Origin of the sequence: Flavobacterium sp. CFS9, assembly GCF_041154745.1 — a bacterium.
In the GTDB taxonomy this organism is placed as follows: Bacteria; Bacteroidota; Bacteroidia; order Flavobacteriales; family Flavobacteriaceae; genus Flavobacterium.
The window spans coordinates 5,259,394-5,281,562 of sequence record NZ_AP031573.1; the positions used below are offsets into that span (position 1 = coordinate 5,259,394).

Annotated in this window: 10 protein-coding genes; 2 read left to right on the forward strand and 8 right to left on the reverse strand. The window is 36.1% G+C overall.

The features are described 5' to 3' along the window. Position 1: 1 nt before the first annotated feature. Positions 2-10,048 carry an amino acid adenylation domain-containing protein gene (locus ACAM30_RS21600; RefSeq protein WP_369616574.1) on the reverse strand — a complete coding sequence of 3,349 codons (10,047 nt, stop codon included), beginning with the start codon at positions 10,046-10,048 and terminating at the stop codon, positions 2-4. Between the two features lie 1,007 nt (positions 10,049-11,055). On the opposite strand from ACAM30_RS21600, the gene ACAM30_RS21605 reads away from it, so the two are divergent. After that, positions 11,056-11,577 (forward strand): hypothetical protein, encoded by a 522-nt coding sequence (locus tag ACAM30_RS21605; RefSeq protein WP_369616575.1) that lies wholly within the window; start codon positions 11,056-11,058, stop codon positions 11,575-11,577. Positions 11,578-11,795: 218 nt separating this feature from the next. Next, positions 11,796-12,473: a hypothetical protein gene (locus tag ACAM30_RS21610; RefSeq protein WP_369616576.1), complete on the forward strand. Its 678-nt coding sequence runs from the start codon at positions 11,796-11,798 to the stop codon at positions 12,471-12,473. Positions 12,474-12,608: 135 nt separating this feature from the next. Here ACAM30_RS21610 and ACAM30_RS21615 read toward each other — a convergent pair whose 3' ends face one another. From ACAM30_RS21615 to ACAM30_RS21645, 7 genes are all read right to left on the reverse strand, one after another. Further along, on the reverse strand, positions 12,609-12,851 hold the full coding sequence (locus ACAM30_RS21615) for a hypothetical protein (protein ID WP_369616577.1): 243 nt from the start codon (positions 12,849-12,851) through the stop codon (positions 12,609-12,611). A 57-nt stretch (positions 12,852-12,908) separates the two neighbouring features. Continuing rightward, positions 12,909-14,264: a S41 family peptidase gene (locus ACAM30_RS21620; protein WP_369616578.1), complete on the reverse strand. Its 1,356-nt coding sequence runs from the start codon at positions 14,262-14,264 to the stop codon at positions 12,909-12,911. A 56-nt stretch (positions 14,265-14,320) separates the two neighbouring features. Continuing rightward, positions 14,321-15,109, reverse strand: coding sequence for a hypothetical protein (locus ACAM30_RS21625; RefSeq protein ID WP_369616579.1), 789 nt, complete (start codon positions 15,107-15,109; stop codon positions 14,321-14,323). Positions 15,110-15,147: 38 nt separating this feature from the next. Further along, positions 15,148-16,002 (reverse strand): T9SS type A sorting domain-containing protein, encoded by an 855-nt coding sequence (locus tag ACAM30_RS21630; RefSeq protein WP_369616580.1) that lies wholly within the window; start codon positions 16,000-16,002, stop codon positions 15,148-15,150. 71 nt (positions 16,003-16,073) lie between these two features. Then, the gene (locus ACAM30_RS21635; RefSeq protein WP_369616581.1) at positions 16,074-17,372 is read right to left on the reverse strand and encodes a hypothetical protein; all 1,299 of its coding nucleotides are present in this window, start codon (positions 17,370-17,372) and stop codon (positions 16,074-16,076) included. A 529-nt stretch (positions 17,373-17,901) separates the two neighbouring features. Further along, on the reverse strand, positions 17,902-21,141 hold the full coding sequence (locus tag ACAM30_RS21640) for a TonB-dependent receptor (RefSeq protein ID WP_369616582.1): 3,240 nt from the start codon (positions 21,139-21,141) through the stop codon (positions 17,902-17,904). 153 nt (positions 21,142-21,294) lie between these two features. Continuing rightward, entirely contained in the window at positions 21,295-22,143 is an 849-nt protein-coding gene (locus tag ACAM30_RS21645; RefSeq protein WP_369616583.1) for a FecR family protein, read from the reverse strand. Positions 22,144-22,169: the final 26 nt, after the last annotated feature.

A 22,169-nucleotide genomic window follows, 5' to 3' on the forward strand; every position in this document is an offset into this window, starting at 1 on the left:
TTTAAAAATTAAAACTTATTTTTTTACTAACTTTTTCAGGTTCTGATTTAATTGTATTTGATAAATTTATTTCTGAGATTTTTATTTCGGGATTGCACAGCACTTGTTCAATAATTTGCATAAATGAATTCGAAAATGCCTTAATGGTAGAAGGTTTGAATAAACCTGAATTAAACTCGAAATTAATCAGCATGGTATTGTTGTCCTGTACCATCACATCGAGCGTCATATCATATTTACTAATTCCTTCTGAGTACTTACCGTCGTAAGAAATAATTTCTAATCCCTCAGCTTCTCTCCTTTTGATAATGTCAAAATTCTGTACTGCTAACATTATATTGAATATTGAAGATCTTTTTAAGTCGTCGTTTTTGAAAGACAATTCGTCTGTCAGTAAATCAAAAGAATAGTTCTGATGCTCAAAAACTTTAAGATTATTAAGATGTACCTGTTCGTACAGTGCTGTAAAATCAATATCCTGATCGAATATATTCCGGATGGCTATAGTGTTGATATAAAGCCCAATCTGCTCTTCCAATTCGAGCATGTCTCTTCCTGAAACAACTGTTCCGATAATAATGTCCTGATTCCTTGTATATCTAAAAATGGCTGTATTTAATACCGATAACAGAAAAGAGAAAAGCGTTGAGTTTTTCCCGACTACCAATTTTTCAATACTTCCTGTCTGTTCCTGAGAGAGCTCTAAATAAACATTTCCGCCTGTATAAGTATGAACCATATTCTTGCGCGGAAAGTCTGCCGGAAGATTAGATACCGGAAGTTCACCCTGCAAATACTGTAACCAAAATTCTTTGCTCTTCTGGTCTTTAGCCAGTTGTTCCTGATCATACTTTTTCCATGACACATAGTCTTTGTAATGAATTCGCAATGGCGTTAAAGCAATTTCTTTTCCTTTTACCAGATTGTCATAATACATAATGAGTTCTTCAAAAAGTATTTTCAGTGACCAGCCGTCTGCGGCGATATGGTTTAATGTTAGATTTAAAATGTGTTCCTTATCGTTTATTTTGATAATGTTTATTCTTAAGGGAAGATCTTTTTTAGTATCAAAAGAGAGCGTTAATTCCCGGTGGGTAATTGTCTCTGCAATCTCTTCCTTATTGACCTCTTCAGACAGGTCAATAAATTTTATCAAATTCTCCTCTAAGTTTTCTATCGCTATAATCTGTTGTTTAGGCTCTCCTTCATCAATAACAAACAGGGTTCGTAAACTTTCATGTCTTTTGATTACTCTTTTTACAGACTCATTAAATACTTCCACATTTAGAGATCCTGATAAAATGCATGCAAAAGGAATATTATAAATGGCCTCTTCTTCCATGCCTGAAATAATCCAAAGTCTTTTCTGCATATCCGACATCTCATAGAATTCTTGTTTTTTGACAGGAACAATTGATGAATACCCATTTTTGAAAGCAAAATCAAGATGTACTCCCTGTGAGGAAATGGTAGGGTATTTAAACATGTCAGAAACTTCTATTCCATTACCTATTTCTGTTTTTATCCTATTAATGACTTTTATGGCTTTCAGACTATGTCCGCCCAGTTCAAAGAAATTGTCTGTTGTTCCCACAGGAGTTATTCCCAGGACTTCCTGCCATATGGCGGCTAATTTGTTTTCGATGTCGTTTTTGGGGGCGACATATACTTTTCTGATGAAATCGTCTTGTTCGACTTCAGGCAGTAATTTACGGTCTATTTTGCCATTTGGGGTTAAGGGTAAACTATCCAGTACTACATAAAAACCGGGGATCATATAATCCGGCAGACGCTCTTGCAGAAAACCTCGCAATGCTGATTTATCAACAGGGAATTTGGTAACCAGATAGGCCACTAATACTTTCTCTTGCTGCTGTTCTTTTACCTCCACAACTGCTTGCTGGAGATTTTCTGAAGATTCTAAAATGGCGTTCTCTATCTCGCCCAGTTCGATCCTGTAGCCGCGAATTTTAACCTGATGGTCTTTTCTTCCTAAAAATTCAATGTTACCATCAGCCATCCAACAAGCAAAATCTCCTGTATCATACATTCGGGATCCTTCTCTAAAAGGATTCGAAATGAACTTTTCTGCTGTTAGTTCTGCCTTATTCAAATATCCTCTGGTGACTCCTGCTCCTGCTACATACAGCTTTCCTGTAACTCCGATTGGCACCAGCTGTAAGGCTTCGTCTAAGATGTACACCTGAGTATTGGAGATCGGTTTTCCGATGGGAATTGTTCTGTATTCCTGATTTTGTATGACATAACTGGTACTGTAGGTGGTATCTTCTGACGGACCATATAGATTTCTGACTTCTGCTTTTTCTGTTTGAAGTTTTACAACAAGATCAACCGGCACGATTTCTCCTGCCATATTGATAAAGGATACGCTGCTTAAATCTACATTCTCTTCTACTAATTTTCTAACGACTGAAGGAACTGTATTCAATACAATTTTGTTCTCGTTATGGATATAGTTTTTGATGTCTAAGGCGTTTTTTAAAACTCTTATTTTTTTTCCGATCGATAACGGATAGAAAATTTCATAAATCGATAAATCAAAACAATAGGAAGTAACAGCGTACATCATTTCAAATTTTGACGCATCAAATTCCAATTCAGACCACTTGATCAATTCAAAGGCATTGCGGTGTTCTACCATCACTCCTTTGGGATTACCTGTAGTTCCTGAGGTATAAATGACATAGGCTAAATCCTGTGGTGCATGGATTTTTTCCGGATTCTCTTTTGCATATTGCTCCTGTACTTCAATGAATCTCTCCAATGCTGCCTGATCTATAACAACTTTACTGTTACTGTCTTTTTCAATATAGGATATTCGATCTTCGGGATAATGGATGTCTATGGGCACGTAGGCGGCTCCGGATTTCAATATTCCTAAAATAGTAACAATCATTTTATCGTTTCTATCGAGTTTGAGTCCAACTAAATCGTTGGGCTGTATCGAATAGTTTTCTCTTAAATAATGCGCCAATTGATTGGCTCTTTCATTAAGCTGCTGATAGGTAAGCTGTGTTTCTCCAAATACAACGGCAATGGTATTGGGTGTTCTCGCGGCTTGTTCTTCGAATAAGTCTACTATCGTTTTATCTTTTGGATAAACGACTGCTGTTGGGTTAAAATCAACTAATAGCTGCTGTTTTTCCGCAGCTGTTACATAAGATATTTCACGGATAGGTTTTTCGGGTTGTTCTAATGCTGCTGTAAGCAGATTTTCTAAATGAGGAAATATTCTTTCGATCAAATATTCCTCATAAATATCTGTGTTGTAATCAATTCTAAGGTCTAATCCTTCTGCTTCTGTGAAGGTGAAACTAAGATCCAGCTGAGCTGTTTTGCTCTTAAAATCGTAAGGACTTATTGCTAAGTTTACAAGTTCTTCCTGATTGAGATTGTTTAACTGTGCCTGATTCTGCAACACTACCAGGACGTCAAATAGAGCGGAACGGCTGGTGTCTCTCTTTAAATTCAACTTGCCTACCAGTGCATCAAATGGATAACTTTGATGATCGTAAGCACCTAACAGGGTTTCTTTTTGTGTGGCTGTTACATCTAAAAAACTGTTTTTTTCTTTCCATTGGGTTCGTATGGCGAGTGTATTGAGATACAATCCCAATTGATTCTCCAGATCCGGATGTTCTCTTCCTGCTATTGGGGTGCCAATGATAATATCATGCTGACCGGTGTATCGATGCAACAGGGCATTGATTCCTGCCATTAGGGTCATGAATAGGGTTACATCTTGTTCTTTTGAAAATGTTTTTAACTGCTCTAAAAATGCTTTTGAAAATTGATGGGTGAGATTATGTCCGTTATAGGTCTTCACTAATGGGCGTGTTTTAAAACCCGGTAAATCCAAAACGGGTAACTCTCCTTCAAACTGCTGCAGCCAATACTGCTCTGATGCTTGTTGTCTCTCCTGATCCAGTTGATCCTTTAGCCATACAGTGTAATCTTTATAGTGCAGGTTTAGTTCTGGCAGATCAATTTCTTTTCCTTGTGTTAGGGCGTTATAGGTTTTTATGACTTCTGATAATAATAACTCTATGGACCATCCGTCTCCAATAATATGGTGCAGGGATAGAAAAAACACATATTGGTTCTCTTTTAACTTGATTAAAGAGGCTCTTACAAGTGGTGCCTGCTCTAAATCGAAGGGTTCATTGTTTTGCTCCTGCAGATCATTTGCAATTACGCTTTCCTGATTTTCAACTGAGCTATAATCTTTCTCTGTGATGGTAAAGTGTACTTGTGCTGCAGGCAGTATATGTTGACGGACTTCGCCTTCATCGTTTGTTTTAAAACAGGTTCTTAAAATTTCATGACGATGAATTAATAGTTGGAACGATTCTTCGAATTTATCGACATTAACGAGTCCTGTTAACCTGACTGCACCAGGCATATTATAGGCTAAGGAGCCGCCTTCTAACTGGCTCAGGGTCCATAATCGGCTTTGGGAGGCGGTCAACGGATAGGATGTTGCTTGCGGTGCTTTGGTGATGGCTGTATATTGGCTCTTTTGCAATTGTTTGCTTAGTCCTTCTATTGTAGGGTTTGTAAAAAATGTTTTAAAGGATACGGTTTTGCCCAATTGCTTATGAATTCTATTGATGACCTGATTGACAATCAGACTATGTCCGCCCAATTCAAAGAAATTATCTGTTGTTCCGACAGGAGTTATTCCCAGGACTTCCTGCCATATGGCGGCTAATTTGTTTTCGATGTCGTTTTTGGGGGCGACATATACTTTTCTGATGAAATCGTCTTGTTCGACTTCAGGCAGTAATTTACGGTCTATTTTGCCATTTGGGGTTAAGGGTAAACTATCCAGTGCTACGTAAAAACCGGGAATCATATAATCCGGCAGGCGCTCTTGCAGAAAACCTCGCAATGCTGATTTATCAACAGGGAATTTGGTAACCAGATAGGCTACTAGTACTTTCTCTTGCTGCTGTTCTTTTACCTCCACAACTGCTTGCTGGAGATTTTCTGAAGATTCTAAAATGGCGTTCTCTATCTCGCCTAATTCTATCCTGTAGCCGCGGATTTTGACCTGATGGTCTTTTCTTCCTAAAAATTCAATATTACCATCAGCCATCCAACAAGCAAAATCTCCTGTATCATACATGCGGGATCCTTCTCTAAAAGGATTCGAAATAAACTTTTCTGCTGTTAGTTCTGCCTTTTTCAAATATCCTCTGGTGACTCCTGCTCCTGCTACATACAGCTTTCCTGTAACTCCGATTGGCACCAGCTGTAAGGCTTCGTCTAAGATGTACACCTGAGTATTGGAGATCGGTTTTCCGATGGGAATTGTTCTGTATTCCTGATTTTGTATGACATAACTGGTACTGTAGGTGGTATCTTCTGACGGACCATATAGATTTCTGACTTCTGCTTTTTCTGTTTGAAGTTTTACAACAAGATCAACCGGCACGATTTCTCCTGCCATATTGATAAAGGATACGCTGCTTAAATCTACATTCTCTTCTACTAATTTTCTAACGACTGAAGGAACTGTATTCAATACAATTTTGTTCTCGTTATGGATATAGTTTTTGATGTCTAAGGCGTTTTTTAAAACTCTTATTTTTTTTCCGATCGATAACGGATAGAAAATTTCATAAATCGATAAATCAAAACAATAGGAAGTAACAGCGTACATCATTTCAAATTTTGACGCATCAAATTCCAATTCAGACCACTTGATCAATTCAAAGGCATTGCGGTGTTCTACCATCACTCCTTTGGGATTACCTGTAGTTCCTGAGGTATAAATGACATAGGCTAAATCCTGTGGTGCATGGATTTTTTCCGGATTCTCTTTTGCATATTGCTCCTGTACTTCAATGAATCTCTCCAATGCTGCCTGATCTATAACAACTTTACTGTTACTGTCTTTTTCAATATAGGATATTCGATCTTCGGGATAATGGATGTCTATGGGCACGTAGGCGGCTCCGGATTTCAATATTCCTAAAATAGTAACAATCATTTTATCGTTTCTATCGAGTTTGAGTCCAACTAAATCGTTGGGCTGTATCGAATAGTTTTCTCTTAAATAATGCGCCAATTGATTGGCTCTTTCATTAAGCTGCTGATAGGTAAGCTGTGTTTCTCCAAATACAACGGCAATGGTATTGGGTGTTCTCGCGGCTTGTTCTTCGAATAAGTCTACTATCGTTTTATCTTTTGGATAAACGACTGCTGTTGGGTTAAAATCAACTAATAGCTGCTGTTTTTCCGCAGCTGTTACATAAGATATTTCACGGATAGGTTTTTCGGGTTGTTCTAATGCTGCTGTAAGCAGATTTTCTAAATGAGGAAATATTCTTTCGATCAAATATTCCTCATAAATATCTGTGTTGTAATCAATTCTAAGGTCTAATCCTTCTGCTTCTGTGAAGGTGAAACTAAGATCCAGCTGAGCTGTTTTGCTCTTAAAATCGTAAGGACTTATTGCTAAGTTTACAAGTTCTTCCTGATTGAGATTGTTTAACTGTGCCTGATTCTGCAACACTACCAGGACGTCAAATAGAGCGGAACGGCTGGTGTCTCTCTTTAAATTCAACTTGCCTACCAGTGCATCAAATGGATAACTTTGATGATCGTAAGCACCTAACAGGGTTTCTTTTTGTGTGGCTGTTACATCTAAAAAACTGTTTTTTTCTTTCCATTGGGTTCGTATGGCGAGTGTATTGAGATACAATCCCAATTGATTCTCCAGATCCGGATGTTCTCTTCCTGCTATTGGGGTGCCAATGATAATATCATGCTGACCGGTGTATCGATGCAACAGGGCATTGATTCCTGCCATTAGGGTCATGAATAGGGTTACATCTTGTTCTTTTGAAAATGTTTTTAACTGCTCTAAAAATGCTTTTGAAAATTGATGGGTGAGATTATGTCCGTTATAGGTCTTCACTAATGGGCGTGTTTTAAAACCCGGTAAATCCAAAACGGGTAACTCTCCTTCAAACTGCTGCAGCCAATACTGCTCTGATGCTTGTTGTCTCTCCTGATCCAGTTGATCCTTTAGCCATACAGTGTAATCTTTATAGTGCAGGTTTAGTTCTGGCAGATCAATTTCTTTTCCTTGTGTTAGGGCGTTATAGGTTTTTATGACTTCTGATAATAATAACTCTATGGACCATCCGTCTCCAATAATATGGTGCAGGGATAGAAAAAACACATATTGGTTCTCTTTTAACTTGATTAAAGAGGCTCTTACAAGTGGTGCCTGCTCTAAATCGAAGGGTTCATTGTTTTGCTCCTGCAGATCATTTGCAATTACGCTTTCCTGATTTTCAACTGAGCTATAATCTTTCTCTGTGATGGTAAAGTGTACTTGTGCTGCAGGCAGTATATGTTGACGGACTTCGCCTTCATCGTTTGTTTTAAAACAGGTTCTTAAAATTTCATGACGATGAATTAATAGTTGGAACGATTCTTCGAATTTATCGACATTAACGAGTCCTGTTAACCTGACTGCACCAGGCATATTATAGGCTAAGGAGCCGCCTTCTAACTGGCTCAGGGTCCATAATCGGCTTTGGGAGGCGGTCAACGGATAGGATGTTGCTTGCGGTGCTTTGGTGATGGCTGTATATTCGTTCTTTTGCAATTGTTTGCTTAGTCCTTCTATTGTAGGGTTTGCAAAAAATGTTTTAAAGGATACGGTTTTGCCCAATTGCTTATGAATTCTATTGATGACCTGATTGACAATCAGACTATGTCCGCCCAATTCAAAGAAATTATCTGTTGTTCCGACAGGAGTTATTCCCAGGACTTCCTGCCATATGGCGGCTAATTTGTTTTCGATGTCGTTTTTGGGGGCGACATATACTTTTCTGATGAAATCGTCTTGTTCGACTTCAGGCAGTAATTTACGGTCTATTTTGCCATTTGGGGTTAAGGGTAAACTATCCAGTGCTACGTAAAAACCGGGAATCATATAATCCGGCAGGCGCTCTTGCAGAAAACCTCGCAATGCTGATTTATCAACAGGGAATTTGGTAACCAGATAGGCTACTAGTACTTTCTCTTGCTGCTGTTCTTTTACCTCCACAACTGCTTGCTGGAGATTTTCTGAAGATTCTAAAATGGCGTTCTCTATCTCGCCTAATTCTATCCTGTAGCCGCGGATTTTGACCTGATGGTCTTTTCTTCCTAAAAATTCAATATTACCATCAGCCATCCAACAAGCAAAATCTCCTGTATCATACATGCGGGATCCTTCTCTAAAAGGATTCGAAATAAACTTTTCTGCTGTTAGTTCTGCCTTTTTCAAATAACCTCTGGTGACTCCTGCTCCTGCTACATACAGCTTTCCTGTAACTCCGATTGGCACCAGCTCTAAGGCTTCGTCTAAGATGTACACCTGGGTGTTAGAGATTGGTTTACCGATTGGAACAACAGATCTGTCAAAATCATGTTTTACTTTGTATATCGATACACAAACAGCACATTCCGTAGGTCCGTATGCATTATAATAATCAATTCCTGATCTTACAATTGCTTTTGCTTTGCCCGGATTAGCAGACTCACCGGCTGTAATGACACATCTTAGTCCGGAAATATCATTCTCTGTCAGTAATCCTAAATAGCTTGGAGGAAAAGTTACAACTGATACTTTTGTCTCTTTTAAAAAGTTTACAAACTGATCCTTGTCTTTAATTATTTCTTCTGTAGGAACAGATAGCGCAGCACCACTGTACAAACTCATCAGAATCTCTGATATAGAGGCATCAAAAGAAACAGAAGCAAACCAGGCTATTGTATCGCTTTCGGAAATTTCAAAAGATCTGATTTGATCTAATGACATGTTTATAACACTTCGATGTTCTACCATCACCCCTTTTGGACGCCCTGTAGAACCTGAGGTATAAATGACATAGGCTAAATCTTCGGGTGAAATCGCTTTATTGATATTGTCGCTGCTGCTATCTTCAAAATGGATTGATTCTATTGCTACTGTATCACAATTATCAATCTCTAAAGCGGCATTATTAGCAATCAACAATTTTAAACCACTGTCTTTTATTAAATAATCTATTCTTTCCTGAGGGTAATTGGTGTCTATTGGCAGGTAAACCGCGCCTAACTTTAATATTGCCAATAGCGAAATAATTCCTGTATCTGATTTAGGCAGAAACACCCCAATTATATCTCCCTTATTTACGATGTGTTTGGAAGAAATATAATGAGCCAGCTGATTTGCCTTTTCGTTTAATGCGATATAAGTTAATTTTGTTTCTCCAAATACAACAGCAACATTATTTGGCGTTTTTACTACTTGCTCTTCAAATAAATCTACTGTTGTTCTCTCTTTTGGATAAGCAATATCTGTATCATTAAAATCAACTAATAATTGGTGCTTTTCTTTTGCTGATAGTAACGGGTAATCTGATAAATTAAATGCTACACTATCCTCTAAATTAACAATGAAATAATTCAAATGCTCAAGCAGATATTCCACTATTGTTTGCTTTACAAAACCTTCTAAATAAGAAGCCTGAATTTCTATGGTATCCTCTATTTTTACCTGAAGCAAAATACCATTACAATCTAACTTAGAGTCTGAATTGAAATTTATACCGTAAGGTGATAAAAGACTTAAATCATTAACATTTGTTTTTTCAGATATGGGAGCATTATTGTAATCAGAATGTTTTAAGGTCTCTAAAATTTCAAGTTTTACTTTTTGAAGATGCTCTTTAAATGAAATTTTTAAATCTACAGGAAATGACAGAAGTAAAGAATTGTCCTGATCTTTATAGTTTGAAACAAGATAACCATCAAATTCAGGGACAAGTTTCTTTAACAAAAAAGAATAGACAGCACTTATAACTGTATATTGAGCTATTGCGTTTTTATTGGTAAGTCTATTAAAATAATTTAGTTCTTTGGCATTAATAGTTGTACAAGGAAGACTATTTTGTTTATGTTGCCCCCCAAGAACTTTTTCTCTATTCAATACCTTTTTCTTCCAATATTTTGAAACTAAATAAATATTATTTGACTCCATGCTTCTATCCATAATTTTCACATTCGTGTGTTTTAATCAGAACCAGTATTCCTTTGTAATGCTTAATTAACAAACACTAAGTACTTTACAACACTAAATATTTCTACATTCTGCTTTTTTAATCCTTATCCTAAATCATCTATAAGGTCTAATTCAAAAGATGACAGATTTTTCACCAAAATAGTAAGAACATCTCCCTAAAAATTACGGATTTTTCATATAAAAGTTACGGACTTTCCTTCATAAGAGATAAAACATCCATAATTCACCCTGCTTTATTCTAGTGAAATACCCTAGTAAGTTTTTTTGATTTTAAGAAGTTCTGAATAGATTACTACAGCATATTGAAAGAGACATCATTTTTGCCGCAAAAAGGAAAGTCCGGATAAAAATCAGGGCTTTTTTTTTAAACATATGTTTGTTGAAGACTGTTAGTTCCTCCTCAGTAAATAAAAAAAATGTTAATTTATTAAAAATCAAGTATTTATACGCTATCTCATGATTTTATAATAAAGTAATTTTGAAGAGTAATATTACAAAACAAAAAAACTATCGGTAAGCTAATTTTTACAATACCAAGCGTAATTAGAATACGATATTCTAAAAGGTAAAATAAAAAATACGGATTTATGGTCTTGTTTAATTCGTTTATTAGTAGAAAAAAAGCAATGCTGCATTACCCACTTAAACCAACCTTCCTGTAGAGGTTTTTATTACAGGGGCGGAAACTGAAAAGCCTCATGAGTAAGACAAATACTTTAGAAACATCAGAAAGCCTGGTGATCTAAGGTTAGTTGTTACAGGTAATGATAAAATCTTGTAGCAATGATTACAACCCCAAAAACAAATAAACAATGAGCACTATTATTGACAATTTTGAGAAACATGATTATCTTATACTTGAAACACGTGGCGTTACTAATGATGGCACATGGATACATACAGAAGGAAATGATTACATTTTCTATTATAAATTAGACATATGGACACCTGAGCAAAACCAGATAATGGGAAATGCATTCTTAAGAGCCTTGCAAGTTCCTAACAAAATAAAAGATGCTGTACTGGCCACTTCGGGACAAAAAGTGGTGGATGGTCTTTATACACTAGATCAAACTGCTATGGTGAAAGCTTTGAATTCGATAAGAGGAATGTCACAAACTAATGTAGTACAAAGAGCATTAATTGGTAATGGTACTATACAGCAGGCAAACGAACAGCTCTTCAACGATATTTTATCAGGTGTGGGTGGTTCAGTAAACCCAATGCGCGACTATCTTAATAGAGCGATGGCGGCAACTCAGGCTGCGGCTGCGGGTAACACAACAGCTCAAAATCTTGGTACCACTATTACTCTTCTTTCCTTAGTACCTGGCCTGAATATACCTACAACTTCTGTTGTATATGCAGTTTCAAAAGCTTCTTCTGCTGCTGTACTGGTCAAGCATAAATGCTCTAGCGATTCAACTGCATTTTCTTATAATGTAGACTATACAAAAGTTGGTTATTCCTATGTAGAACCTCTTTAGTTCAACAACAAAACTTTTTCGAAATTCATACTTTTCGTAAAGGAAATTTAATTTGTGTCAGTTTATGCACTCCTTTGAAAGGAATACTAAATCTATTCAACGAAGAAGAGTGCATAAAATGGCCAAATTTGTTATTTCTGCAATAGAAAAAACAGTTTTCAAACAAGTTCTTCAATTGCAATAAAGACCTTTTTATACACAACAAAAAACACAGACCCATGAACAAATCTATACCATATTGCATTACGCCCACCCCCGATGGAGCGTGGCTGCACACCTGCAATGAAAATTTATTACTGGCATCGCTACCAAAGGACACAGATAACAAAACAGAAACAATCCTTTTGGAAGCTTTTAAAAATGCGCTCGCATTATTCGTTGAGATAAGAGCCGCCCTAAAAAAAACATGCCATACAAAACCTTTTGTTGGAGGATTGTACCTGGTAGATGGCACCGAAATGCAGAACACTATGATCACTATAAATGGAATGGGAGAAACATCTGCATACTCCAGCACAAAATCGTATGGCGGTACACCCTCTGCCGTGAATTTACAATTCTTTGAAGATGTACTAGGGATTTCGAATGACAAACTAAAATATCTGGAATCAAATCTATTACGATATATGAAAATAATACAAGGAGATGCAAAACGGACAACAGCCCAAACGATTGGCCTTTTAACCTGCGTTGTAGGTTATGTTGAACTAACAGGAACAACCGTGACCACATTTACCTATGTTACTGCCACCACAACGACCAAAGATCAGTTTGACAAAATAGACTGTGAATGTGATGATTTAGAAAAGTTTAACTATGAATTTAACATCGTAAAATTTAATTATTCACCGGTCAATTCTGTTGAAAATAGAATAATTGCTAACGAAAATAACTAGCTGATTCTATTTCAATCCTATTAGAACTTAGTATTGTTTTATTCAGATAAAACCATGAGTCACGTACACAAACACTCTTGCTGTGTAAAGTCTCATGGCTTTTATTTTCTATAGGAATTACTACATTTTTCTTCTTTATCTGTTTCGGCAAGCCTCTGCATTCAGCTTTCTTAAGTTTTTATGAAGTATGCTTCGGGTCACTATTTTTTTCTGCTCATAATTTCTGGCACATCTTTGTAATTCATTCAGCAAAATCATAAAACTGCTGTACAAGACATTCAGTTCTTCCATATTTTGACAGATCTTGATATTATCCTCTTCCAGTTTAATTACAGAATTGCTGTAGCTGTTTTTATATTTATTAAAAACCTCTTCCATTCTCCGATGTTCTCTTTTATCGATACCCTGCATAATGAAGTAAAAATCGTATTTGAATTAGTGAATTGTCATTAAGAAATCAGCGTCTGCTTTATTTGCCGATAAAGGAAAGGTCTTCGCTGTTACCGGAATATTTTTAGCGGTATTTCCGTTAATAGAATTTAAAGCTTTGGCTAATAAAACTTCGGAACTGTTTCCCAAAGGAAAAACTTCCGGCTGCTGAATTTCATTTAAAGAAATGAGCGGATCAATTCCTTTTGAATACTCTCCTTCATGCCTGGAATTGAACAATTTATATATCGCCGGATACAAAGTCCAGCCTTTTTTATTTAATATTCTGTCGTCAATAATTGGAAAACCCGCTACATCTTTACCAAAGGTTCTGTTTCCAATGGTTATAACTTCCATATAAGGTTTTAGATTATTCATCACAAGCTCTGAGGCAGATGCTGTATACTGACCACATAAAATATAGACTCTGTTTATGGACGGATGAACATTGCGAAGGGCATCAAAACTTATTTTTGATTCATTGCTTTCTAAAGCCTGTTTAAAGGATTGGTCTACATTTCCGCCATTAGCATTTCCTTCAAATTTTATAAACAGAGTATTGGATTGGATATTAGGGGCCAGAATAATGCTTAAAGCTGTTGCAGCTGCGATATCCCCTCCTCCATTATACCGCAAATCGACCACAAGTTCTGTAATTGATTTATTTTTAAGTTCCTGAAAAGTCTGAAGATACGATTGCGCCTGTCCAGCATCAAAATGAGAAATTTCGACGTAACCGATTTTTTTGCCTTTATCTTCAATAATCCTATAATTGATGGGCTGTGAAAAGCTATATCCCTGCAGTATAGAAACTTCTTTTACCGCAGAAAATCCTGACTGTACTGTATAGAAAACCAGCTGCAGATTTAACTGCGTTGATGCGGTCATTTTAGAATACAATTCAGCATAATTATTTTGGCTTAGCGCTGTTCCCTCTATTTTTGTGATCAGCTGACCTCTTTTTAAACCATTTCTTTTGGCGGGAGAATCTTCTAATACATAAAGAATTACACCGTAAAATTTCGATTCAAATTCAAAAAAAGAAACTTCGAATCCAAATTTACGTCTGAGACTTTGCTGTGCCGTTTCCGGCTGTTCAGGGTGAACAGCATAAGAATATCGGTCGTCTTTTTGCAGTAAACCCGCAAAATACTCTTTAGGAGGGAGATCCAGACGTCCATTTTCGGGCATTGTGGTGTTCCAGCGATAATATTTCTTCATCTGCTGGTACATCCACTCATTGGCATACTCATTTGTACCTGCTTCATAAACCGGAGCGGGAGAATCATTATCTGAACAAGAAAACATAAAAACAGATAAAAAAAGAAATAACGATAAAACAGAAATATTTGAATATTTCATCTATTGATTTTAATTGTTAGTAATGATTTTATATTCCCGAAAATGAAGATTTATTATTATTTAAAAACGAAATAATCTGTCAGGCTTAAAGTTCCTTCTACACCCGAAAAACTACCATTTGCATCTACTTTTTCCTCCAGTACTATTAGTTTTGATTTATTGACAGACATGGTCATAATTACGGTTACTTTTTGTCCCGGAATATACGATTCTGTTGTGCCGTGTTTTACCAATTCCATTAAAATGGTTGGAGGTGAGCTGAATGGAAATTCAATAAAAGAACTAAACTTTTCTTTATTTATATTTTCAACCGTACCCAAAACCTGTCCGTTAAGTTTGCGTATAATTCCATCAAGATTACCTCTGTAACTACTTTTGGAATACAAGTTTTGATTGGGAAAAATAAATTTATAGCCACTGTTAGCCGTTTTACTTAAAACGCCCGGCTTTATACGCGAAACATTATCGATCCAAAAGTTATCTTTTGCAAAAAAGGAAATCGTATCCTTAACCTTTTGAGCATTAAACTCATAGGTATGCAATACTGCCTTAGTGGTTTTGTTTATAATAGAAATCGTCTTTCCCTGACTACCGTAATAGACAAAGTCGTACTCTTTTTCTATTTTTTTTACAAAGGCCGTTTTTTTGTCTTTACTAATTTCAATAATTTTATCGTTAACCCTTATCTGCAGCGAATCATTTAAAGCATTGTAACCGCTAATGGTTATTCTTCCCGGCTGATTGGTTTCATTGCTGTAAAAAGGTACTTTTTCATCAGTAGAACAAGATGTTACAAGAGTAATTAAAATTAAAAAAGCGAATAACTTTGGCAATAAATTCATCATATTTATTTTTGTTTGCATCATTTGATTTGAAAACCGGATTACTTTTTAATAAATTTTATTTTTTTTGAAGCTCCATTATTGGTTACAGAAAGGAAATAAATGCCCTGCATTAAATCATTAACAGGCAAACCTTCTGTTTTATAAGAAGACTCTTTTATTAAAACGCCATTCGTATTGTAAATTTTTAAATCTGTTTCTTCGTTTTTATACTCTTCTGCTATTTCTAACTCCAGATAATCCTGAACAGGATTTTGTTTTAAATAACATAGAGATGATTTTAACTTATTATCACCTATTCCTAATAAAGCTTCTGCCATTACTGAAATTTTATCGATTTCGTAGCCAATAAAAGGACTTGAAATATTATTCCCTAGTGCTATATATACTTCGGCTTTTCCGGCAAACTGAGAAATATCTACTGTATAATTTTTAAATTCTGCCTCTTCAACAGTATTTCTTTCCAGGGTAATGGTATGCAAAAGTTTAAACGAGGCAGGATCCGGAGATGTAGAGCCATAGATAAAAATATTCTGATTACTATCGTAAATACTTGGCTGTGCTTTTATAGTCAAACTAATTTTACCTGAGTAAAAAGAAATATTCAAAACCGGACTGATGGCCAGATTATTTTCTAAACCTTCGAGCGGTCCGCCAGTTGTAAAATCAATATTATAGGTTCCCAGAACATCAATAGTTCCGTCAATTACACTTCCGGTACTTGCATCCAACTGAATGTTTTTTCGGGCTATCCAGTTGCTTCCATTTCCATCCCTGTCCAGTAAATTCCAGTCTGAAGCATTAGAATCATCAAAATCATCTTCCCAGATTGTGTATTGAGCAGATGATATCGTAGTAATCATTATAAAAGCAAAAAAAAGTAGTGTTTTTTTCATGTTTTTTATTTTAAACAAGGGCAGATTTCTCTACCCTTGCAGTATTAATTAGTAAGCTGTTTTTTTTCTAATTAGAAATTAGAAAATTTTGTCCAGGTGTTAGTCCAGTTAGATTCTGTTTTAAACGCTCCTGTAGTTCCTGTAAAGTTAAGAGCACCATTATTAAAGAAAGGCTGGTTTAAGCTCCATTTTGTAGCCGGGTCAACTGTAGAAGTAGTCGTACCAAGACCTGTTAAAGTTGTTCCTACCGGAAGAGCAACATTATCAAATCCGTGGATTGAAACTCTTAAATAAGAAGATCCTGATGGAACTGAAGGTGAATCCCATCTAATTCCTGTATTGTATCCTGTTACCGTTACATCTGTAAGGCTGATGTTACCTGCTCTGCGCACGTGAATTGCATTTTCATACAAATCAGCAACTGTAGAAGAGCTTACACCAATGATAGATAATTGAGAAATAACCGGACGTGTAATAATTGTAGTAAGTGTTCCGGTAGCGTTGTTATCTAATTCAATACCATTAGAATCAGGATTTCCTCCGCTTAAACTGTGTGTTGAATTACTGTCTGCAAGTGCGATAGCTTTTGTGATGCTTCCTGTGTAACCAAAATCGAAATCGAAGTTGTCATCATCAGCAGCAAAAGAAACTAAATGAGTAGCGTTTACTTTACCTCCGAAAAATTCAAATGAATCATCTTTACCATAAGACACCTGAATGTGGTTAATAGTAGTTCCGCTTCCAACACCAGCCAATGTTAAACCGTTGATTTCAACATCTGTATCTAAAATACGTCCTGCAAATTCGATACGTACATAGCTTAAGATTCCCGCATTGTGATTGTTGTTTGAACCTCCATAGTAAAATTCAGTAAAATTAGGCTGATCGTCTAATCCTTCCACAATGTTAGTAACAGAACCTGTATTAACCTCTGCGTCTCCTAAAAGAACAACTCCTCCAAAATCTCCAGGAGCAGCTGAAGTATTAGCATTGTCATCTAATAAATTATAACTTGTAAAAACAATTGGAGATTCTGCAGTTCCCTGTGCATCAATCTGCCCTGTTTTAGTAATTACCAAAACTCCTGTAGCAACTCCGGGTGCCAAAGGTTTTGCTTTAATAAAAGTTCCCGCCTGAATAGTCAATTTTGCACCATTTTTCACCGTAATAACTCCATCGATTTCCCAAACTCTGTCGTTTGTCCATGTAGTATTAGAGGTAATAGCACCGCTTACTGTTTGTACTGTAGGTGGATGAGCATAGTCAGCACCTGAAGCTTTCATTGAAAAAGAAGAATCTGCAGTAGAGTCATCATTTTGGCAAGAGCCCAAAAGTAGAGCTGCCATTGCAAATAGAAAAAAATTTTTCATAATAATTTAATTATTGCTATATTTGCTGCTAATCAAACTAGGCCTTTGGAGAGAGCAGCAAAATATCTTTCCTTAGGTCTTTCTCGTTTTTGGTAAAGATCTTTTTTGATAAACTGGTTCCGCTTTACCGTCGGAGGTTTATACCTAAACTCCATCTTTCATTCTTAGGGTTTCCAACGCAATGAAAGGATTGCTTTCCATTCTTCCTGATCTTTTAATGCAATCACTGCAGGTCTTTTTATAAAGCCGTAAGTTTTCAAAAGACCCTGCAGAAACTGCATAAAAAAAACAATAGACCTTGATTAAAACTAAATGAAGAATTAAAAAAATTAATCTTAGTATAACTATATTAGACTTCAGAAGTGCAAAATATCACCGCTATTTTTATTGTTAACGGTTTCTTAATATCCAGGATCTTTCTGACTTAAACCGCTCTTTTTCTCAGACAAATAAAAGTATCTCTCCCCTATTCTTTCGTCTGAGATAATCCTTTACTTCTTCCAATAAAGCTTCTTAATGGATTGTATCTTTAAAAGGAATAACTTAATGAAACGCTTATTGTTCTGCCACTTTTAGCTTTAAACAATACTTTATCAATGTCTTCGTCATATTTATTAGTGGCATTTGCTCCTAAGCTGTATCGGTCTCGTGGATTTGACCCTACCGGCACATTTTCAATATGTGAATAACTGTTTGAATTATCATAAGTTTTGATTGCTGCATCAAACAGGTTTTTCATACTGCATTTGAGTTCAAGATTTTTTTCTTTAAAAAACTTATAACTAATCTGTGCATCTGTAATCGAATAAGGCATTCTGATTTCTTCAGACTGATAATCAAATCCCACCAATATATACTGATCTCCTATAGCATTATGTCTCACGCTAAATCCTAAACGATCACCCACGTAATCTAATCCTAAATTATACGTATAGGGGGACTGTCCGTAAAGCGGTCTGTTTGCTTCATACAGTCCTCCTGTTCCGTCAATGGCTACATAAGAGGTTACTTTTGTTTTGTTAATAGAAGCATTCCCGGAGATAAAAATATGTTTAAGAGCTTCTCCTTCCCCTAAAAAAGAAAGGCTTTTATACAGCTCTACTTCTATTCCCCAAAGTTTAGCATTGGCTGAATTAAGGTTGTAAATGTTTCTGATTCTTGATGGATTTAAACTTCCTACTGATTCCATAGGATCATCTATATTTTTATGATATACCCCAAAAGATAAAATTTCACCTCCGGATGGAAACCATTCTAACTTTAAATCATAATTGTTGGAGACACTGGAAATCATTCCGCCTGAATAATTATAAATTTTGGCAGACTGAATAGGATCATAATAGGGAATGCTCAAACGTTCTGCAAATTGAGGACGCAAAACCGATTTATTATATCCCAATCTGATATTCATTTTATTGGTAGGACTTACCACCAAACTTGCCGATGGTAAAAACTGCCACAACTTATCGTCTTTCTGGTCTTTTCCAAAATCTCCTGCCGCTTCAGACTGGCTTTCAATTTCGGTATACAAATAACTTTCTGCTCTTACTCCCCACACTAATCTTACGTACCGTCCAATTTTATCATCGAGCATTAAAAAAGGAGAATGCACTTTTACGTCACCTACATATCGGTTACCGTATACTCCATAATCCTGCCATCCAAAACCTCCGTAATGGTATCTCGAACCGTCTAAAAATTTGGAAAGAGGTTCATAAATTTCCGCTTTATCTGCACCTGTACCAATTACGACTACCTTTGCCGATTCCTGCTGGTTGGTAGCTTTTTTATAAGTGCCAAAATATCCCGCTTTTATATCATTGGTATAGGTGTCGCTAAAGTCAAAAGAGTACTTAAAATTGATAGCGAAATTATAATCGGTTTCATCGTTTGTAAAATTACTTCTGCTGAAAGGGAATCTTGTTTCTGAGTTATACACATAATGATAAAGCAAAATATCATCTCCTACTTTTTTTCTGTAAGTATCAAGAAAAGTAGCGTCTTTAGTATCTTTCGAAACGGTGTTATAAGCTCCAAACCAATTGATATCCAGCTTGCCAAACTTATGACTTCCTTCAATTTTGCTTTGCAGCAGTGTCTGATAAACAGGATAATCTGTTTCTGAAGTCGAAGGAAGTATTGATCCATTCATAATTTCAGATATGGCATCACTGTCGCTCCACCCTGTTACCTGAGTGAGCTGATTGTTGTAAATGTGCATCACTGTATTACGTGCCGTTATTTTATGATCGCCAAACTGAATTCCCGCATTAAACATTCCTGCCAGAGTAGAATTAAAGGTATAATTGGCTCCTGAATTTCTAAATCCGTATTTGGTAAATGTTGAATACAATGCTTTATCGGTCTCCGGAACAAAAAGTGAGTTATCGGCATTACTTGCTCTTTGCGTATGCTCAATATCCAGTTTATCCTGAGTATTTTTAAAAAATAACGATCCTACAAAACCCCACTTGTTATTATCTTTTAATTTGTACGCTCTTCCCATCGCATATTGAAGTGTTGTACCCGGAGCAGCGTATGTTTTATAAGTGGTAAAATTGTCTTCTGTAAACCTCTTAGACTGTTCCAGAAAAAGTCCGGAATCAGCTTCGTTTGTTGGTATGGGTAAGGATACTAAATTCGTTGGATAATCTCTTCTGCCATCATCGAAACCTAAATAATCGTAAGCACCTTCCTGCTTCGTAAGTCTTTCTTTAAAAGTACTTCTGCTGTTGTATGATGTACTTATCGAGAAACTATTAAAGTTTTCTTTAGGAATATCTTTTGTTTTAATTTCTACATAACCTCCCGCAAAATTGGCGTACATATCCGGAGTTGCTGATTTACTGACTACAATACTCTCAACCATTGAAGTCGGAATAATATCAAAAGAAAAGTTTTGCTGATAGGCATCGGTGCTGGGAAGCGTAATTCCGTCCATAACGGCCTGATTCCATCTTTCTCCCATAGAACGGACTACAACATACTTATTATCGACGGTTGTTACACCTGTGATACGTTTTAGTGAACTTGCTACATCTCTGTCCGGTGTTCTCGCAATTTGTTCTGCTGAGATACCATCAGAGAATTGTGCCGCTTTTTTTTGCTGTAACAGCAATCCCTGAATGGAAGCTGTCGCCTGTTTGTAATTTTGCACAATTACCACTTCTTTGAGGGATTGCGCAGCTTCTTTTAAGGAAACGACCAAAGGAATTTCTCCTCCTTCTATTACTTTTACACCCGTGATTTTCTGTGTTTGAAAAGAGATAGCACTGATTTCAATCGTATATTCCCCAGATTCTAATTCTAAAATATAATTTCCGTCAATATCAGACTGTACTCCGTAATTTAACTCTACTACTTTTATATTAACTGCCGGAAGCGAAAGTCCGTTGATGTCTACAACTTTACCTGTAATTTTTCCTTTCTTTTTTTTTTTGTCCGCATCCTTACTGTTTACGGCTATGTTATTTTCGTTTCTTCTAAAATTTAAGTTGGTCATTCTTTGTAAATCACTTAAAACTTCATCAATGGAAACGTTTTCTTTTTTTAGTGTGATAAGAGGGAGACTAAGATCTAAGTCCTTTTGATAGATAAATTGGTAAGGAGTGCGTGATTTTAAATTCTCGATAATTTTTTGAGGCGAAGAATTTTTAAAATCAACTGATACAGTTCCGGTTTGCGAATAAATAGTATTTGTTCCGAGAAAAACTCCAAAAAATAAAATCCATAAGACAAAAGGAAACTGCCTGGAAAAATCATTGTTCATAATTGATAATTATTAGTTTATTAGAATTTGTTTTTGAATATGATGTACGTATTAAATCTTTTAAGTTTGGACATGGAAATCCCCGGCTGCTTATAAAACTTTTTTTTAAGTGTTATAGGCTGCAAAAAATCGCAATAAAACGGTGTGTCTTTTTTACCTGCTGATTAAGTAGGTATTGTTTCCGGTAGGTCTGATTTTTATTTCTAAGGCAAATGCAACAGTCTGCAGCATTTCGTAAATCCCCTGCCTGCTGTCGAGCGTACCCTGAATGGTGAGATTTTTTAAATCATCTTCTAAATAATTTACCTTAAAATCATTTTCTTCTTTTAATTTAGTCAAAACCTGCTCCAGAGTCAGTCCGTCAACATACAGCAACGCTTTTTTCCATTCAGGTTCCAGAATGTCTGTCTTTTCTTTTTTTACGGTAGAAGATCCTTTGGTATAGACTGCTTTATCACCTCTTAGCAGCAATACACTATTAGTTTCTCCTTCCACTTTTACTTTTCCGGTTCTGACATTTACCTCGGGCTGTTTTTCACTATAGGCTTTAATGTTGAATGAAGTTCCTAAAACCGTCGTTTTTATAGACCCTGAGGTAATTACAAATGGCTTTGAAGGATCCCGTTTTACCTCAAAAAAAGCTTCTCCTTTTAAGGTTACCTTTCTTTCGTCATCCGAAAAATGTGCGGGATATTCAATTTGCGAGTTTTGATTCAGCCATACTCTTGTTCCGTCAGGCAGGCTTATGAGTCGGATATCATTTTTAAATGTAGTGGTTGAAGTAATTTCAAGATCTGATTTTTTATGTAAACCGAAAAATTGATAGCTGCCTAATGAAATTACAAATACAGCACATGCCGCAGCAATCCAGTTGTATAGCCTTTTATGTTTATCAATCGTAACCCTGCGTATATTGTTCCACATTCTTGCCTCACTATGGTCAGGAAGTATACCCCGATTGGGGATCAAATTCCATTCTTCTTTCATTCTTTTGGATTTCATTCGAGTTAACATTTACTATTTGAAAT

Excerpts from the sequence above, each read along its gene's own strand:
- ACAM30_RS21605 (WP_369616575.1), top strand. The coding sequence starts at position 11,056 with ATGGGAAATGCATTCTTAAGAGCCTTGCAAGTTCCTAACAAAATAAAA.
- ACAM30_RS21640 (WP_369616582.1), bottom strand. The coding sequence starts at position 21,141 with ATGAACAATGATTTTTCCAGGCAGTTTCCTTTTGTCTTATGGATTTTA.
- ACAM30_RS21620 (WP_369616578.1), bottom strand. The coding sequence starts at position 14,264 with ATGAAATATTCAAATATTTCTGTTTTATCGTTATTTCTTTTTTTATCT.
- ACAM30_RS21635 (WP_369616581.1), bottom strand. The coding sequence starts at position 17,372 with ATGAAAAATTTTTTTCTATTTGCAATGGCAGCTCTACTTTTGGGCTCT.
- ACAM30_RS21630 (WP_369616580.1), bottom strand. The coding sequence starts at position 16,002 with ATGAAAAAAACACTACTTTTTTTTGCTTTTATAATGATTACTACGATA.
- ACAM30_RS21615 (WP_369616577.1), bottom strand. The coding sequence starts at position 12,851 with ATGGAAGAGGTTTTTAATAAATATAAAAACAGCTACAGCAATTCTGTA.
- ACAM30_RS21610 (WP_369616576.1), top strand. The coding sequence starts at position 11,796 with ATGAACAAATCTATACCATATTGCATTACGCCCACCCCCGATGGAGCG.
- ACAM30_RS21600 (WP_369616574.1), bottom strand. The coding sequence starts at position 10,048 with ATGGAGTCAAATAATATTTATTTAGTTTCAAAATATTGGAAGAAAAAG.
- ACAM30_RS21625 (WP_369616579.1), bottom strand. The coding sequence starts at position 15,109 with ATGATGAATTTATTGCCAAAGTTATTCGCTTTTTTAATTTTAATTACT.
- ACAM30_RS21645 (WP_369616583.1), bottom strand. The coding sequence starts at position 22,143 with ATGAAATCCAAAAGAATGAAAGAAGAATGGAATTTGATCCCCAATCGG.